This window comes from Streptomyces sp. NBC_00510 (genome assembly GCA_036013505.1).
GTDB lineage: Bacteria > Actinomycetota > Actinomycetes > Streptomycetales > Streptomycetaceae > Actinacidiphila.
Map to the genome: position 1 here is coordinate 1,046,201 of CP107851.1, position 16,030 is coordinate 1,062,230.

A 16,030-nucleotide genomic window follows, 5' to 3' on the forward strand; every position below is an offset into this window, starting at 1 on the left:
GAACCCGGGGCGGGACCGCGTCAGGCGGCAGGGGCGGGCGTGGTCACGCGCGGGGCGTCATGAACTCCGCCGGTGCCAGGGCGCGTTCGACGATGCGGGTGTCGCCGATCCAGCCGTAGAAGCCCTGCCCGAACTGCTCCGCGAACTGCGTCCCCCCGATGACGAAGGGCTTGCCCAGCGTCTCGATGCCGGTGGCCGGCTGGGACGGGTTGCGGGCGATCTTCGAGCCGTCGACGTACATCACCGTGCGGCGGCCGTCGTTGACGACCGCGATGTGGGTCCAGCGGCCGACGGGCAGGGCGTGGCTCCACGAGGTCGGGTCGGCGTCCTGGACGTCCGGGTAGAGGACGAACTGCAGGAACCGCTCGGGCGTGACGTTGAGGCTGCACGTGGGCTCGTCGGTCGACCAGCCCGTGGTCTTCCCGGCGTCGCCGTTGCGGCCCTCCCAGCTGAGGATGCCCATCCAGGCGTGGTCGCCCTCGAAGGGCTCGGGAAGCCTGATGAAGGTCTCGATGGTGAAGCCCTTGCGGAACTTCATGCTGTTGAGCGGCGCCGTGGCCTTCGTGGTGAGGACCGCGCCCCGGTCGGGGCCCTTGCCGCCGTCGAACCGCAGGCTGGCGTGGGCCGGCTGGCCGGTGTGGTGCTCCGCCGACCAGGTGAGGACCTCGGCGGCGCTGTCGTGCAGGAGCCGCACCGCCAGGTCGTTGCCGTTGCCGCTCAGGTCGCGCGCCACGGTGCCCGCGGCGACGGTGGAACCGGGGCGGCCCGCGCCGGCCAGGCCCTCGGCGTCGAAACGCCAGTACGCCACCGTGCCCTTGGGCATCACGCGGTGCGCGGGACGGGGCTTCGGCGGGGTCACCTGGTCGAAGCCGCGGAAGCGCTCGGCGAAGTCGATCGCGAGGCTGAACCGGTCCACGTCGCCGGTCAGTTCGATGGTCTCCGCCTCCAGCGGCGTCCGCTTGGCGGGGTCGCGGGCGAGGAACCAGGGGGAGAAGGTCTCCACGTCGACGACGTTGCGCACCGTGTCGAAGGCGTAGAGCCGGACCATGCCGGCGCCGCCGTAGTAGCGGTCCTGGTAGTTGGTGATGTGGACGTGCACGTCGTGGCCCGCGTCGTTGGTGAGCACGGTCCGGCCGGGCGGCCAGTAGTGACCGCCCAGCGCGAGGAAGATCTGGTCGTTGCCGCGGATGATGCGGTCCCACAGGCGCTGCCCGTTGTCGCTCAAGTGCGCCTCGCCGTCGTCCTCGGCCCAGGCGATGTCGTGCGTGGTGAGGACGGCGGGCAGGGTCGGGTGTGCGTCGAGGACGCCCTGCGCCCACGCCAGGCCCTTGTCCGAGGCGCGCCAGTCCAGGGCGAGCACCAGCCACTCGCGGCCGGCCGCGCGCAGCACGTGGTAGCTGTTGTAGCCGTCGGGCGAGGAACCGCCGAACGTCGGCATGGCGGTGAACCGCTTCGGCCCGAAGGCCCGCAGGTACGCGGTGTCGCCCCGCTGGTCGTCGGTGCCGCCGTTGATGTCGTGGTTGCCCGCGAGGACGCTGTAGGGGACCTTGCCGTGGATGGTGCGGAAGGTGTCGGCGGCGAGCTCGATCTCCTGCTCGGTGCCGTGCTCGGTGACGTCTCCGAGATGGGTCATGAACGCGATGTTGACCTCCTCGCGCTCCGCCACCAGGTAGCGGAAGGTCGCCTTCAGCGGCTCGGGGTCGGCGCTGTCGGCGTCGAAGAGGTACTGCGTGTCGGGCAGCACCGCCAGGGCGAAGCGGGGGCTCTCCTCGTCGAAGCCACGGTCCCGGGAGCCGGCCGTGCCGGGGTCCTGGTTCCGGGGCGCGGCCTGCGCCGTGCCGGTGCCGAGGATCGACGCCGCGGCGCCCACCGCGGGCACGGCGACCGCCGCCTGCAGCAGCGATCGGCGTCCCGGGCTGGGATGGCGGGGATTGCTCATGTACGTCTCCGTGCTGGGGGGAACTGCTGTCAGCACGGATCGTGCGCGGCCCGGGCGAGGACCCGGCAAAGCGATCTTGAACATCCGGCACCCTGGGCTGGTCCGGACCACCAACTCGTCCTCGGATGCGCCCCCCGCTCCGGGCGCTCACGGCCAGGGGGCGGCTCGGCCTCTCAGAGGCGGACGACGACCACGGCCGTGTCGTCGGTGCCGGCGCTCAGGGCGATCAGGGTGTCCGCCAGTTCCTCGGGGCCCTGCCGGCGGTGTTCGGCGAGCCGGTCGGCGAGGCGCCGCAGGCCGAGGTCGATGTCCTCCCCGCGGCGTTCGATCAGCCCGTCGGTGTACAGGACGAGGCTGGAGCCGTCCACGTAGGTGGTGGTGGCCTGGGGACGGGGGGTGTGGTCGGAGGCGGCACCCAGCGGTGGGTCGGTCGCCCGGTCCAGGAAGCGCACGGTGCCGTCGGGGCCGGCCAGGGCCGGCGGCGGGTGGCCGGCACTGCTGTACGTGATGCGGTGGCCGCACCGGGCGACGACGGTCTGCACCGCGGTGGTCGACAGGGCCCCGTCGACGGAGCGGGCGTACAGGTCGAGCCCGTCAAGCGCCTTCGCGGGGCCGTCCACGACGCGGATCGCGGCACTGAGGGCGCTGCGCAGCTGGCCCATGACCCCGGCGGCGGCCAGACCGTGGCCGACGACGTCCCCGACCGCCACGGCGTCGTCACCGGAGGGCAGTTGGGTCACGTCGTACCAGTCACCGCAGACGCCCAGGGCGTGGACCGCGGGCCGGTAGCGGACAGCTGCCCGGTGGTGGGCCAGTGGTTGCGGGGCGGGCAGCATCGCCTCCTGCAGGGCGAGGGCGACCTCGCGTTCGCGTGCGTGGGACTGGCGCAGCCGCTCGTTGACCTGCCGCAACTCGCGGGAGCGGGCGTACAGGTCGGCCTCCATCTGCAGGTGGCGGTCGTCGACGGCGGGACCGCCGGAGCGCACGAGGTCGGTGAGCTCGGCGAGCCGGTGCACGAGCAGGACGACGCGTCCTGCGGCGTCCAGGACGGGGGCGTTGATGGGGCTCCAGTAACGCTCGGCGAACTCCCCCGGCCGGTCCGGGTCCTCGACGTCGTACCGCATGGGGCCGGCGGCGTCCGGGGCGCCCGTCTCCACCACCCGGCGCATCGACGCCTCCATGTCCCCGCGTCCGGCACCGTGCGGGTCGTCGGGGTTGTCGGGGTAGGCGTCGAAGACGTAGCGGCCGACGAGCTGGTCCCGGCCACGGTCGAACAGCCGCCGGTAGGACGCGTTCGCGTCCACGATGACCAGCGCGAGGTCGAGCACCAGCATCGCGCTGGGTGACGCCTCGAAGACGGCCTGGTAGTCGATCCCCGGTCCTCGCACCACGCTTCCCGCACCCGTTCCCGACCGGCCGGGCATCTCCGGTCCCTCCTCCCCCAGTATGCGCTCCGGCCGGCGGGTCACGGCTCGTCGAGGAAGTCGGCCACGACGCGGTTGAACAGGGCCGGGTTCTCCCGGAACATGAGGTGGCTGCCGCCCTCGGCCGCGGAGAAGACGCGTGCCCGCGCACCGGGGATGAGGGAGGCGACCCACTCGGCCGTGCCGGGCGGGAAGATGCTCAGCTCGCCGCCGATGACGAGGGTGGGGACGTCGATCCGGGGCAGGACGTCCCGCCAGTCGCCCCCGTAGTGGTCCAGGTGCAGCGCGGCGGCGTGCCGCGGCGGGAGGAGCCGGTTCTGCTCCACGAGCCACTCCACGTCCGCGTCCGGGAGGGACGGGCCGTGCAGCATGCCGACGACGGCACGTGATGTGGCGGCGGCGCTGTCGGGCGTGCCGCGCAGCCCGGCGACGATGCCCTGGGACATCTCCGGGGTGAACACCGCCGACGGCGGCGCCTCCTCCCCGGCGCCGGCGAGCGCCGAGGAGATCACGGGCGGCTGGTCGACCAGAATCAGGCGAGCGATCCGCTCGCCGCCGAAGAGGTCCCAGTAGGACCACACGACCGGGCAGCCCATGGAGTGGGCGAGCAGGGTGACGTCCCGCAGGGCCAGGGCCTCCAGGAGGTTGTGCAGGTCCATCGCCAGCCGGGCGATCCGGTAGCCGTGGGCGGGTCTCGCGGACCGGCCGTGCCCACGGTGGTCGGGCGCGATCACGCGGCGGCGGTCGCTCAGCCCGTCGATCTGCGGGCCGAACTCGGCGGCGCTCTGCGCGAAACCCGGGACGAGGACGAACGGCTCCCCGGCGCCCGCCTCCGTGTAGCGCAGGCGCACTCCGTCGTTGGTGACCACCTCGCCCTCGCGGCGTTGCGCGGGCGGGGGGCCGGTCGTCGCGTCGTCCATGGCACCTCGTGCGCCGCGTGGGCGGCGCCCTTCCCATGCTAGCGACGGGCACCCGAGGAGGTATGAAGGGAACCATGACCTTGCCATTCAGTGTGCTGACGCATCTGGAGTGCGCGCGGTGCGGCCGCCGCCACGACGCCGACCGGGTGCAGAACCTGTGCGCGTGCGGATCGCCGCTCCTCGCCCGCTACGACCTGGACCGGATCCGGGACTCCCTCACGCCCGCGGACCTCGCCGGCCGCCCGCAGAACCTGTGGCGCTACCACGAACTGCTTCCCGTACGCGATCCGGCACACGTCGTCACCCTCGGCGAGGGCATGACGCCCCTGGTGCCGCTGCCGCGGTACGGCGCGGCGATCGGCGTGCCGGGACTGGTGATGAAGGACGAGGGGCTGATACCCACGGGCAGCTTCAAGGCGCGGGGTGCGGCCGTCGGCGTGGCCAGGGCCCTCGAACTGGGCGCGCGCGGGATCGCCATGCCCACCAACGGCAACGCGGGGGCGGCGTGGGCGACCTACGCCGCGCGGGCGGGCCTGGACGCGCTCGTCGCGATGCCGGCGGACGCGCCGTCGATCACCCGGGCCGAATGCGCTGCCGCCGGGGCCGAGCTGTACCTGGTGAACGGCCTGATCGGCGACGCGGGCCGCCTGGTGGCGGAGAAGATCGCCGCCGAGCCCGGTGTCTGGATGGACGCGGCGACGCTGAAGGAGCCGTACCGCATCGAGGGCAAGAAGACCATGGGTCTGGAGATCGCCGAGCAGCTCGGCTGGCGCGCGCCGGACGTCATCGTCTACCCCACCGGCGGCGGCGTCGGTCTCATCGGCATCCACAAGGCCCTGGTCGAACTGCGGGCCCTGGGGTGGCTGCAGGGGCCGATGCCGCGGCTGGTGAGCGTGCAGGCCTCCGGCTGCGCCCCCATCGTGCGCGCCTTCGAGAAGGGCGAGCGCACCAGTGAGCCGTGGCAGGACGCGCGCACGGTCGCGTTCGGCATCACCGTGCCCAAGGCGCTGGGCGACTTCCTCGTCCTGGACGCGCTGTACGAGACCGACGGCCGGGCCGTCGCCGTCGACGACGAGGAGCTGCTCGCCGACCGCGACAGGTGCGCCGCCGCCGACGGTGCCTTGCTGTGCCCGGAGGGCGCGGCGACGCTGTCGGCGGTGCGGGTCCTGCGCGAGCAGGGCTGGCTGTCCGGCGACGAGGAGGTGGTGGTGCTGAACACCGGGGCGGCGGCCAAGTACCCGGAGACCTTCCGGGTCGACCCGCCGGTCCTGGAGCTCACCGACCGCATCCCGTAGGTCCTCGCCGCCGCCGGGCGTCCCCGCCCGGCGGCGTCCGGGGCGCGCCACGGTGGTCGTGACGGGGCGTCAGACTTCCGGCGCCGGGGCGGGCTCCCCCGCGGCACCCGGGGTGGTGGGCATCCAGACGCGCATTGTGGAGGGCCCGCGGCTCGCCCAGGTGAGGTACGGCACCAGTGTCAGCTCCGTGCGCTCACCGGCCGGGACCGGGGGGCGGTCGTGCGCGTAGGGCCACCACCCCGTGGCGTGCGCGGCGGTCAGCTCACCCGCGACGACCACCCGGTCGTCCTCCCCGTCGCGCGGCGGGACGGAGGGGTCCACGGCGACCGCGTCGACGTCGCGGCCGTCCGGGAGGTCGGGGGACTCGACGCAGTAGACCACGGGGCCGCGCTCCAGGGCGATCGCGCCCCGTACCGCGTCGACCCGCGGGTCGGGGTGCACCCACCGGGGGGCGACGGGGAGTTCGAGGCGGACCTCGTCGCCGGGGCGCAGCGTCCCCGGGACGACGGCCATGCCGGGCGGTACGGGCCCGCGCTGTCCGTCGGGGGTCACGAGCCGGGCCCCCGCGCCCGCCCAGCCGGGCACGCGCAGGGACAGGCTCCACCGCGCCGCGGGCGCCTCGTCGACGGTGACGGCGACCGTGCCGTCCGCGGGGTAGCCGGTCCGCACGCGCAGCGCGAGGCGTTCCCCGCCGGCCGTGCGGGTGGTGATCTCGGCGTCGGCGTACTGGAAAAGCTGCAGCCCGTCGGCGTCGGCGGTGGCGACGTAGCCGTCGAGCGCGGCCAAGGTGCGCGCCACGTTCGGCAGGCAGCAGGAGACGGCGAACCACGGGGCGCGCAGGCCGGATTCGGGGCGCGGGCGGTCGCTGTCGTGCAGGGGGACGGTCCGGCGCACGCGCTGGTGGAGGGTGTTGGCGTAGAAGAAGGAGCGGCCGTCGTCCGCGGGCGAGGTGGCGATGACGTTGTAGAGGGTGCGTTCGGCGAGGTCGGCGTAGCGGGGGTCGCCGGTCGCCAGCAGGAGGCGCCAGCTGAGCATGACCGAGGCGACGGAGGCGCAGGTCTCGGAGTAGGCGCGGTCCGGGGGCAGGACGAAGTCCTCGCCGAACCCCTCGTCGCTGTGGTGGGAGCCCATGCCCCCGGTGAGGTAGGTGCGGCGGGCGGTGGCGTGCTCCCACTGCCGGACGACGGCGGCGAGCAGTGCGTCGTCGCCGGTCTCGACGGCCACGTCGACGGCGCCGGACGCCAGGTACAGGGCCCGGACGGCGTGCCCGTGCAGGGTGTGCGCCCGCCGTACGGGGACGTCGTCCTGGAAGTACCCGGGGCCGAACTCGCCCCCTGCCAAGGTGCCGTGGCCGCGGCGGTCGAGGAAGAGGGCGGCCTGGTCGAGGTAGCGGCGTTCGCCGGTGGCACGGTGGAGTTCGGTCAGCGCGGTCTCGATCTCGGGGTGCCCGCACAGACCGGGGTTGGCGCCCCCGGGTCCGAAGACGTGGCAGATGTGGTCGGCGGCGCGGATCGCCGCCTTGGCCAGCGCGCCGTCGCCGCGGGTGCGCAGCTGGGCCACGCCGGCCTGGATGAGGTGGCCGGAGCAGTAGAGCTCGTGGCCCCATTCGAGGTCGCTGTAGCGCGGTGGCCGGCCGGGGTGCCCGAAGGCCGTGTTCAGGTAGCCGTCGGCCTCCTGGGCGGCGACGACGGTGTCGGTGAGGTCGTCGACGGCGGCGTCGAGGGCGCTGCCGGGGGTGCGGGCCGCCTCCCACACCATGGCTTCGAGGAGCTTGTAGACCTCGGAGTCGGAGAACTCCCGTCCCCGGCGGCGTTCGCCGAGGGGGCCGCCCTTCGCGGCGACGCGGAAGTTGTCGATCCAGCCGACGCGTTCCATCCACTGCCGGCAGTGGTCGAGGGTGGCGGAGGCGTTGACCTGCTGGCGTCGGGCCCAGAAGCCGCCGGTGATGCGGACTTCACCGAGGCCGAGAGGACGTCGGCTGCCGTGGGTGGGCAGCACGGGAGCCGGGATCGGCTGTGTCATGGGGTCTCTTTCGGTCGTGGAGCCGGGGCGGGGTCAGCCTTTGAGCGCGCCGGACATGAAGCCGCGGATGTAGTGCCGCTGCAGGAGCAGGAAGAGCACGAGACAGGGCAGGGCCAGGACAACGACCCCCGCCTCGGTCGTCCCGTAGTCGATGGCCCCCATGGACCGCTGGCGCAGGTTGGCGATGGCCAGGGGCAGCGGCGCCTTGGCGCTGTCGGAGATCAGGATCAGCGGGGCGATGAAGTCGTTCCACGCGGCGAGGAAGGCGAACAGCCCCACGGTGACCAGGCCGGGCCACACCGCGGGCAGGAGGATGCGGAGCAGGGCCTTGGCCGTGCCGCAGCCGTCGACGAGCGCGGACTCCTCGAGTTCGTGCGGTACCGACTCGAAGGAGATCCGCATCATGAAGGTGGCGAACGGGAGTTGGTAGACCGTCAGCACCAGACTCAGCCCGAACAGCGAGTTCTGCAGGCCCAGGTCGCCCAGCAGCACGTACAGCGGGATCAGCAGGGTGGCGTACGGGACCATGAGGATGGCGAGGGTGAGCAGGAACAGGGCGTTCTTCCCGGGGAAGGTGAAGCGCGCGAAGGCGTAGCCGCCCATGAGGGAGACGAGCAGGGTGAGGGCCACCGTCAGCAGCGAGACGAGGGTGGAGTTCCACAGGTACTGCGCCAGTCCCGCGTCGTAGTGCAGGAGCGAGCGGTAGTTGCCGAGCCCGTAGCCCGACTGCTGCGCGGTGCCGGGCTGCCCGCTGACGGAGGCCCACGCGCTCCAGGCCAGCGGGAACAGGAAGAGCGCGGCCAGCCCTCCGACGAGGACGTGGTGGGGGGTGCGGCCGAGGCCGTGGGGTTTCATGGCGGGTCCCTGTCCGCTAGGTGTCCGTGCCGCGCAGTCCGCGGAACTGGGCGACGTTGAGGATCAGCAGCACGGCCAGCACGACGACGGACAGCGCGGCCGCGGCCCCGAGGTCGAGCCGCTGGAACGCCTCCCGGTAGATCAGGGAGACCACCGTCATGGTGCTGTTGTCGGGTCCGCCCTTGGTGAGGATGAAGAACTGGTCGAAGGCGAGCAGTGAGCCGGTGACCGACAGCAGCAGTGTCAGCGCGAGCGAGGGCCGCAGCAGCGGCAGGGTGATGCTGCGGAAGGTCTGCCAGCGTCCGGCGCCGTCCATCCGCGCCGCCTCGTAGACGTCCTGCGGGATGCGCTGGAGTCCGACCAGCAGGATCAGCATGTAGAAGCCGGCGTACTTCCAGACGATGAGGGCGACGGTGGACCACAGGGCGGCGGTCGGGGTGCCGAGGAACGAGACGGGACCGTCGACGAGGCCGAGCCTCTCCAGGAGCGGGCTGATCGGGCCGACGTTGGGGCTGTACATGCCGAGGAACAGCAGCGACGCGGAGGCCAGCCCGAGCGCGCTGGGCAGGAAGAAGACCGTGCGGAACAGTCCCGTCCCGGGACGGGTCTCCTGGACCAGCAGCGCGAGCAGGAGGGCGAGTCCGAGCAGCAGGACCGTGACGAGCGCGGTGTAGGTGAGGGTGAAGCGGACGGCGGGCCACAGCAGGTCGTCGCCGGCGGCCTCGGTGAAGTTGTCCGGCGCGTTGAGGCCCCGGTTCCCGGCCAGCAGCGGCCAGTCGCTCAGGGATATCCGGCCGACCAGGACCAGCGGCACCACGAAGAAGACCACGACGAACACGCCGGTCGGTGCCGCGTAGCCGATGCCCTGTGCCGGGCGGGTCCGCCACCAGGGGCCGCGGTGGACGGGGCGTCCCTTCCCGGTCCCGGACGGGGACCGGGAAGGCGGCTCCCCGCCGGGCGCCGGGGAGCCGGAGCCGCGCGATCGCGCGAGCAGCATGTCGGTCAGTCCTTCAGGGACTCGGTGATGGCCTTGTTGTCCGCGTCGACCTTCGACGGGTCACCGAACACGGCGTCCCGCATCAGGGCCAGCCACGGCCCGTTGGGGTCGTTGAAGGTCTGGCCGAACTTCTCGGCGAAGGGCGTCGTGCCCTTGGCCACCAGGGTGTTGATCATCACCTGGCGGGGGTCGGCCTTGGCGTACTTGTTCTCGGCCAGGTCGGTGCGGGCGACGATGTCCTTGTGGGCGGCGAGCACCTCGACCTGGGCCTCGTCGCCGAGCGACCACGCGAGGAAGTTCCAGGCCTGGCCGGCCTTCTTGCTGGTGGCCGAGATGCCGAGCGAGTCACCGCCGACGAACGTCGACTGCCCGCCGTCCGGGCCGGGGATGGCGGCGACGCCGAAGTCCAGGTCCCCCGGCATCAGGCCGAGGGTGGTGGACGGCATCGGCATCACGCCGATGGTGCCCTTGGGGAACAGGCCGGTCCAGGTGGCGCCGGTCTCCTCGGCGGCGCCGGGGGCGGTGATGCCGTCCTCGGCCCAGCCGCGGTAGGTCGCGTAGACCTCCTTCGCCACGGGCGAGTCCAGGGTGGCGGCGGTGCCGTCCTCGTTCATGACCTCCTCCCCCGCGGCCCAGATCGACGGCCACCAGGTGAAGACCCCGCAGCCGCCGCAGTTGCCGCCGAAGAAGGTGCCGTTGACGTCGCCGCCCAGCTTGTCGACGGCGCGGGCCTGTTCGTCCCACTCCTTCAGCGTCGTCGGCGGCTTCTCCGGGTCCAGCCCCGCCTTCTTGTACAGGGTCTTGTTGTAGAAGAGCACGGAGGAGTCGATGGTGTGGGGCACGGTGTACTTGCGGCCGTCGAGCGTGCCGGCCGCCATGTGCGCGGGCGCCAGGTCCTTGCCGTACGGCAGGGCGTCGATGCGGTCGGTGATGTCGGCGTACAGGCCGCTGGCGGTGTAGTTCGGCACGAACACCACGTCGGAGGCGAGGATGTCGGGCAGCGACTTGGAGCCGGCCGCGGCGCCCACCTTCGCCTGGTAGTCGTCGGTGGGGATGACCGTCAGCTTCACCTTGTTCTGGTGGGACTTGTTGTAGGCCCCGACCAGGGCCTGGCTCTGCTGCTGCGTGGCGGCGCGCGTCCACATCGTCAGGGTGGCGCCGTCGTCGGGGCCCATGACCCCGCCCTTGTCCTCGGTCGAGCCGCTCCCGCCGGAGCCGCAGGCCGCGAGCGCGGTCGTGACGGTGAGCAGCCCCACGGCCGCGGCCAGGACCCGGTGGCGCCTTCGTCTCCGTACGTCGGTGGTGTTCATGTCTCGCTCCTTGCTCGGAGGGCCTGGCCATGTCGAGGGGGCGGCGCCGGTCGCCTAAACTCACCGAAAACGTTTTCCGTAAAGTTAGAAGCGACACCCGTGGGCGTCAACCACCCTGCACGCATCGCGGAAAAAGACTTTCGAGTAGCCTTTCCCCACCTGCGGGCGCCGCCCCGCGGGCCCGCGACGGGCACGAGGAGGGATGCAGCCATGGTTCAGCCGGCCGAACACACCGCAGGCCGACCCGCGACGCTCAACGACGTGGCCCGGCTGGCCGGGGTCTCCCCGGCCACGGCCTCCAAGGCGCTCAACGGCCGCAGCCAGGTGCGCGAGCAGACCCGGCAGCGCGTCATCGAGGCGGCCGAGCAGCTGTCGTTCCGGCCCAACCCCGTGGCCCGCAGCCTGCAGGCCGGACCGACCCGCACCGTCGGGCTGCTCACCGGAGACCTCGAAGGACGCTTCAGCATCCCGATCCTGATGGGCGCCGAAGACGCTTTCGGCGCGGGTGAGCTCGCCGTCCTGCTCTGTGACGCGCGCGGCGACGCGATCCGCGAACGGCACCACGTCCGGGCCCTGCTGGACCGCCGCGTCGACGGGCTGATCGTGGTCGGCGCCCGTACCGACCCGCGCCCCTCGCTCGGGCGCGGGCTGCCCGTGCCGGTGGTGTACGCGTACGCGCCGTCCGAGGACCCGGACGACCTGTCGATCGTCCCCGACAACGTCGACGCCGGGCGGACCGCCGCCCGCCACCTGCTGGCCTGCGGCCGCAGCCGCATCGCCCACATCTCGGGCGACCCGACCTACGCCGCGGGCCGCGACCGCGTGCGGGGCGCGCTGGAGGTGCTCGCCGGGGCGGGCGTCCCGCCGGTGGGCGAGGCCCGCTTCGGCGAGTGGTCCGAGGGCTGGGGCCGCGCGGCGACCGTCATGCTCCTCGACCAGCACCCCGAGGTCGACGCCATCGTGTGCGGAAACGACCAGATCGCCCGCGGCGCGATCGACATCCTCCGGGAGCGGGGACGCACGGTGCCGGACGACGTCGCGGTCATGGGCTTCGACGACTGGAAGGTCATCACCACCGCCTCCCGCCCTCCGCTCACCAGCGTCGACATGCAGTTGGAGCACCTCGGCCGGGTGGCCGCCCGCGCCCTGTCCGCGGCCATCGCCGGGCAGCGCCGCTCCGGGACCGAGCCGCAGCCGTGCCGTCTGGTGATCCGCGGCTCCACTGCGCCGCTGGGGTAGTCAGCGCAGCACCACGGTGACGCCCATGCGCTCCAGGAACGCCACCACCGCGTCGAAGTATCCCAGCTCGCCGTCCGTGTCCACGCTGACGCCGGCCAGGGCGTGCCGGGCCACGTCGGCGTCGTGCCAGACGAGCGTGAAGGGCACGCGCGGCGCCTCGCCACCGCACTCGCAGCCGCGCAGCGCGTTCCAGCACTGGTGCCATTGGTGGCCGGGGCCACCGACCGCCTCGCCGAACGCGCAGTGCAGGCCCGGGACGTCGGTGACGTACCGCCCGTCCATCTCGCACACCATGTCGGGCTCTTCGGGGCCCGCGCACACCTCGGTGAACCGCAGCCACTCCCGGCGCCCCTCGGCCGCGAACCGCGCCCATGCGTTGCGTTCCCGGGGCGGGCCCTCGTGCCAGGCCTCCCACACGGGTCGGGCCGCGGACGGGAAGGGCATGCGGCGGAACAGCCCGCGCTTGAGCGTCACGTCGATCAGCGCACCGCCCAGCGCGGAGGGGCGGCACTCGTCGGCCTCCACCGCGATGTGCTCCTGGACCGCGGTGGGCCGGCCCCTGCGGTCGATGAGCCAGAGCCACAGGTTGTCGCCGCCGTGGCGGGGCACGACCAGCCGGCGCAGCAGCTTCGGCGAGGGTTCGCAGCCGATAAGGCGTACGGGCCGGCGGGCGGGCGCCGGACGGTGACCGTACAGGCCGTCCACCCGCCGGCAGTGCCCGAGCGGGCCGCCACTGGTGCCGTTCAGGAGGATGACGTCGGTTCTCGGGGGTTGGTCGCGGCCGGAGTACGGACCGTCGGTGACCACGCACTCGACGACGAGGTCGAGCCGCGCGGGGTCTTCGGGGGCAGGCACGCTGTCGATGACGACGACGTCCTCCAGCGTGAAGTACTCGTGGGTATAGGGATCCTCGACGTCCAGGTCGTCCACGATGAGGTCCAACTGGCCGAAGGGCACGGGCGCCTGCCCGGCGGACCGCTCGGCAGCCTTGAGGAGCCGGCCGGTGGGCGCGCAGCCGAGGAGGGTCAGCCTCTCCCGGAACGCGGCACGGTCCGTGAACAGTCCTTCGACGTCGACGCACCGCGCCCACACCGTCTGCTCCCCGTCCCAGTCCTCGTCGACGAGCGCGAACCGCAGGGGCAGCTCCCGCCCCCAGGCGACCTCACGCAGCAAACCGTGCCCGTCCACGAGCCACGCCCCCTCCCCCGGCCCCGACGGCCGGCGACGATCATAGGGGGCGAGGCTCCTCGTACGGGATGCGGTTCAGGTGCCGGATCTCGCCGAGCGTGCCCCACTCGTCGGCGCCGAGTTTGGTGAGCGGCCGCAGCAGCGGGGCGCTCGGGCGGCCGTCCGCCAGGACCTCCCGGTCCGCGACGGCGTGCACCACCCGCCCGAAGACCAGCGTCGAATTGCCCATCCGCAAGGTGGTGTGCGAGCGGCACTCCAGGGCGACCGGCGAGGCCGCCACCCTGGGCGGACGCACCCTCAGGCTCGGTTCGCGCTCGATGCCCGCGTGGTCGAACTCGCTGACGTGCCGCGGGAAGTCGGTGGCCGTGACGTTGACCAGCGGCATCAGGGCCTCGGAGGCGAAGTTCACCACGAACTCCCCGGTGTCCTCGACGTTGCGCAGCGAGTCCTTGCGGCCGATCGAGGTGAACTGCACGATCGGCGGATCCGTGCTCGCGATGCTGAAGAAGGAGTGCGGCGCGAGGTTCTCGTACCGGCCGTCCGGGGTGACGGTGGAGATCCACGCGATCGGCCGGGGCACGACCACGGAGGTCAGGAAGCGGTAGAAGGCGAAGCCGCCCATGGCCTCGGGATCGAAGTCGACGCGCATGGCCGCAGTATCCACGGCCGCGCCCGCCGTCCCGCCCCCGCGGCGGCCCCGGCGTGTCGGGCTCCCGGGGGTGCCGTGGCCGCAGCGGTGAAGTCGGGTATGTGCGCGCACGCGGCTGAGTACGCCTACTCAAGCCCCCCGCGCCGCCCGGTCCGAGACTGTCCGCATGACACGAACTCCCGCACTCGCGATGGCGGTTCTGACCGCCCTGACGCTTGCCGCCTGCGGCACCGAGCACACTGACGCCACCGACGCCGTCGGGGTGCGGCCCGCCGGGGCGCCGTCGGCTGCAAAGGATCCGGAGCCGGCGTTCCTGGAGATGGCGAACACGGTCGCGCGGCCCTGCGCCCTGGAGGTCCCGTCCGGGGAGGACGAGCCCGTCGCCCCGGGCGAGAAGCCGCGGACCGGTCCGGCGGAGGCACTGCCGACCGGTGACGGCGCGCCAGCGCTGCCCACCGCGGGCCCGGAGGTAGAGCTGAACGCCGTGGAGTGGTGCGCGGGGCATCTCCACGTCGAGCGTGTCACCCAGGCGCTGATGGGTGTGGCGGACCCGACCCCCGACAAGGTGAGGCGGGTCCTGAACGGTCTCGGGTACATCGACGAGCGCATCCACGGCCTGAAGCGGTCCGGTGCGACCACACGGTTCTCCATCGACCTGCGGGTCATGGGCGGCGCGCTCGGCCTGAAAGGGACGGCGGCCGGCGCGTACACCGACGTCGAGTTCGTCGCGGCCCCCGAGACCGGCCCGTTCGAGCCCGGCGCCGCGGGCCGCTGAGCCCGCGGGCGCCCGGTGCCGGACCGAGGACGACATCGGCCGGCAAGGTGCTCCTGGTCACAAACGGCCGGTTGGTGTCATAGCGGCGGGCACTGTCCGGTCGTGGTGGGTGAGGGCTCCCCCAGGGGAGCCGGAGACACCCCCGCAAGAGGAGAACGTCCATGACCACACCCGTCGTCGCGATCGCGTACCACTCCGGCTACGGCCACACGGCCGTCCTCGCCGAGGCCGTGCGTGACGGTGCCGCGGAAGCCGGCGCCGTCGTCCACCTGGTCAAGGTCGACGAGATCACCGAGGAGCAGTGGGAGCTGCTCGACGCCGCCGACGCGATCGTCTTCGGTTCGCCGACCTACATGGGCACGGCCTCGGGTGCCTTCCACCAGTTCGCCGAGACGACCTCCAAGCGCTGGTTCGTCCACTCCTGGAAGGACAAGCTGGCCGCCGGCTTCAGCAACTCCGGCGCCAAGAGCGGCGACAAGCTCCACACGCTGCAGTACTTCTCCATCCTCGCGGCCCAGCACGGCATGACCTGGGTCAACCTCGGCCTGCACCCGGGCTGGAACAGCTCCACCGCCTCCGAGGACGACCTCAACCGCCTGGGCATCTACCTCGGCGCGGGTGCCCAGACGCACACCGACGTCGGCGCGGACGAGGTCCACAAGGCCGACGTCGCGACCGCCGCGCACCTCGGCCGCCGGGTCGCCGAGCAGGCCCGCGTCTTCGCCGCGGGACGCTCGGTCGTCGGCGCCTGAGCCGGTCCCGCCCCACCACGCGGCCGGTGCGCCCCCGGGTGTGCCGGCCGTCGTGTCCCGCGGGAGACGGAGAGCCGCGTCACGTGCGCCGCGCTGTCACATTTCGCGGGGCAGCCCGGTCAAAGTTGCGTATCGCACCCCACAGCAGAGGAGATCACCATGGAAGCCCGCGTGAACTACTTCGGCCACCCGCTCGCCGGCAAGGTCATGAGGCACCTGAACTCGGCGAGCAAGGTGCTGGCGGAGTCCACGCTGCCGGTCCTCACCCAGGAGCTGGTGAAGATCCGCGCCAGCCAGATCAACGGCTGCGGCTTCTGCACCGACATGCACACCAAGGAGGCCGCGGCCGCCGGTGAGACCTCGGTGCGCCTGAACCTGATCGCCGCCTGGCGCGAGGCCACGGTCTTCACCGACGCCGAGCGCGCCGCCCTGGAGCTCGCCGAGGAGGCCACCCGTGTCGCCGACGCCGCCGGTGGCGTCTCGGACACGGTCTGGGGGAACGCCGCCAAGCACTTCGACGAGGACCAGCTGGTCGCCCTGATCTCGCTCATCGCCGTGATCAACGCCTACAACCGGATCAACGTGATCAACCAGCAGCCTGCGGGCGGCTACCAGCTCGGCATGTTCGGCTGACCTGCGGTTACCACCGCCGGCGCCGCACAGGG

General features: G+C 72.8%; 14 protein-coding genes. 5 read left to right on the top strand and 9 right to left on the bottom strand.

Annotation, left to right across the window (positions count from 1 at the left end; translation table 11 throughout):
- Positions 1 to 43 precede the first annotated feature (43 nt).
- The 3 genes from OG937_04600 to OG937_04610 all read right to left on the bottom strand — a co-directional run bounded on the left by OG937_04600 (position 44) and on the right by OG937_04610 (position 4,283).
- Complete coding sequence (locus tag OG937_04600; GenBank protein WUD71007.1) at positions 44 to 1,939, bottom strand: metallophosphoesterase; 1,896 nt, start codon at positions 1,937 to 1,939, stop codon at positions 44 to 46.
- A gap of 173 nt (positions 1,940 to 2,112) precedes the next feature.
- Positions 2,113 to 3,327: a SpoIIE family protein phosphatase gene (locus OG937_04605; GenBank protein WUD78632.1), complete on the bottom strand. Its 1,215-nt coding sequence runs from the start codon at positions 3,325 to 3,327 to the stop codon at positions 2,113 to 2,115.
- Positions 3,328 to 3,404: 77 nt separating this feature from the next.
- Positions 3,405 to 4,283 carry an alpha/beta hydrolase gene (locus tag OG937_04610; GenBank protein ID WUD71008.1) on the bottom strand — a complete coding sequence of 293 codons (879 nt, stop codon included), beginning with the start codon at positions 4,281 to 4,283 and terminating at the stop codon, positions 3,405 to 3,407.
- A 74-nt stretch (positions 4,284 to 4,357) separates the two neighbouring features.
- On the opposite strand from OG937_04610, the gene OG937_04615 reads away from it, so the two are divergent.
- On the top strand, positions 4,358 to 5,578 hold the full coding sequence (locus OG937_04615) for a threonine synthase (protein WUD71009.1): 1,221 nt from the start codon (positions 4,358 to 4,360) through the stop codon (positions 5,576 to 5,578).
- A 69-nt stretch (positions 5,579 to 5,647) separates the two neighbouring features.
- Here OG937_04615 and OG937_04620 read toward each other — a convergent pair whose 3' ends face one another.
- From OG937_04620 to OG937_04635, 4 genes are read right to left on the bottom strand one after another with little or no spacing between them, the layout of a single operon-like run.
- On the bottom strand, positions 5,648 to 7,600 hold the full coding sequence (locus OG937_04620) for a glycoside hydrolase family 127 protein (GenBank protein ID WUD71010.1): 1,953 nt from the start codon (positions 7,598 to 7,600) through the stop codon (positions 5,648 to 5,650).
- Between the two features lie 33 nt (positions 7,601 to 7,633).
- Positions 7,634 to 8,455 (bottom strand): carbohydrate ABC transporter permease, encoded by an 822-nt coding sequence (locus OG937_04625; protein WUD71011.1) that lies wholly within the window; start codon positions 8,453 to 8,455, stop codon positions 7,634 to 7,636.
- Positions 8,456 to 8,471: 16 nt separating this feature from the next.
- The gene (locus tag OG937_04630) at positions 8,472 to 9,452 is read right to left on the bottom strand and encodes a sugar ABC transporter permease (protein ID WUD71012.1); all 981 of its coding nucleotides are present in this window, start codon (positions 9,450 to 9,452) and stop codon (positions 8,472 to 8,474) included.
- 5 nt (positions 9,453 to 9,457) lie between these two features.
- Entirely contained in the window at positions 9,458 to 10,762 is a 1,305-nt protein-coding gene (locus OG937_04635) for a sugar ABC transporter substrate-binding protein (GenBank protein WUD71013.1), read from the bottom strand.
- Positions 10,763 to 10,972: 210 nt separating this feature from the next.
- On the opposite strand from OG937_04635, the gene OG937_04640 reads away from it, so the two are divergent.
- Positions 10,973 to 12,001 carry a LacI family transcriptional regulator gene (locus OG937_04640; GenBank protein ID WUD71014.1) on the top strand — a complete coding sequence of 343 codons (1,029 nt, stop codon included), beginning with the start codon at positions 10,973 to 10,975 and terminating at the stop codon, positions 11,999 to 12,001.
- Here the strand turns inward: OG937_04640 and OG937_04645 are convergent, their stop codons facing one another.
- Both OG937_04645 and OG937_04650 read right to left on the bottom strand, forming a co-directional pair.
- A complete protein-coding gene (locus tag OG937_04645) occupies positions 12,002 to 13,189 on the bottom strand; it encodes a hypothetical protein (GenBank protein ID WUD71015.1) in 1,188 nt (395 codons plus the stop codon).
- A 40-nt stretch (positions 13,190 to 13,229) separates the two neighbouring features.
- Positions 13,230 to 13,838, bottom strand: a complete 609-nt coding sequence (locus OG937_04650) for a flavin reductase family protein (protein WUD71016.1) — start codon at positions 13,836 to 13,838, stop codon at positions 13,230 to 13,232.
- Between the two features lie 166 nt (positions 13,839 to 14,004).
- On the opposite strand from OG937_04650, the gene OG937_04655 reads away from it, so the two are divergent.
- The 3 genes from OG937_04655 to OG937_04665 all read left to right on the top strand — a co-directional run bounded on the left by OG937_04655 (position 14,005) and on the right by OG937_04665 (position 15,998).
- A complete protein-coding gene (locus OG937_04655) occupies positions 14,005 to 14,613 on the top strand; it encodes a hypothetical protein (protein ID WUD71017.1) in 609 nt (202 codons plus the stop codon).
- A gap of 161 nt (positions 14,614 to 14,774) precedes the next feature.
- Complete coding sequence (locus OG937_04660) at positions 14,775 to 15,365, top strand: flavodoxin family protein (protein WUD71018.1); 591 nt, start codon at positions 14,775 to 14,777, stop codon at positions 15,363 to 15,365.
- A gap of 159 nt (positions 15,366 to 15,524) precedes the next feature.
- Positions 15,525 to 15,998, top strand: coding sequence for a carboxymuconolactone decarboxylase family protein (locus OG937_04665; GenBank protein ID WUD71019.1), 474 nt, complete (start codon positions 15,525 to 15,527; stop codon positions 15,996 to 15,998).
- Positions 15,999 to 16,030 lie beyond the last annotated feature (32 nt).

What these genes read in the sequence shown, in the direction of transcription:
- OG937_04610 (WUD71008.1), bottom strand. Translation starts at nt 4,283, where the DNA reads ATGGACGACGCGACGACCGGCCCCCCGCCCGCGCAACGCCGCGAGGGC.
- OG937_04665 (WUD71019.1), top strand. Translation starts at nt 15,525, where the DNA reads ATGGAAGCCCGCGTGAACTACTTCGGCCACCCGCTCGCCGGCAAGGTC.
- OG937_04630 (WUD71012.1), bottom strand. Translation starts at nt 9,452, where the DNA reads ATGCTGCTCGCGCGATCGCGCGGCTCCGGCTCCCCGGCGCCCGGCGGG.
- OG937_04625 (WUD71011.1), bottom strand. Translation starts at nt 8,455, where the DNA reads ATGAAACCCCACGGCCTCGGCCGCACCCCCCACCACGTCCTCGTCGGA.
- OG937_04615 (WUD71009.1), top strand. Translation starts at nt 4,358, where the DNA reads ATGACCTTGCCATTCAGTGTGCTGACGCATCTGGAGTGCGCGCGGTGC.
- OG937_04650 (WUD71016.1), bottom strand. Translation starts at nt 13,838, where the DNA reads ATGCGCGTCGACTTCGATCCCGAGGCCATGGGCGGCTTCGCCTTCTAC.
- OG937_04600 (WUD71007.1), bottom strand. Translation starts at nt 1,939, where the DNA reads ATGAGCAATCCCCGCCATCCCAGCCCGGGACGCCGATCGCTGCTGCAG.
- OG937_04655 (WUD71017.1), top strand. Translation starts at nt 14,005, where the DNA reads ATGACACGAACTCCCGCACTCGCGATGGCGGTTCTGACCGCCCTGACG.
- OG937_04660 (WUD71018.1), top strand. Translation starts at nt 14,775, where the DNA reads ATGACCACACCCGTCGTCGCGATCGCGTACCACTCCGGCTACGGCCAC.
- OG937_04640 (WUD71014.1), top strand. Translation starts at nt 10,973, where the DNA reads ATGGTTCAGCCGGCCGAACACACCGCAGGCCGACCCGCGACGCTCAAC.
- OG937_04620 (WUD71010.1), bottom strand. Translation starts at nt 7,600, where the DNA reads ATGACACAGCCGATCCCGGCTCCCGTGCTGCCCACCCACGGCAGCCGA.
- OG937_04635 (WUD71013.1), bottom strand. Translation starts at nt 10,762, where the DNA reads ATGAACACCACCGACGTACGGAGACGAAGGCGCCACCGGGTCCTGGCC.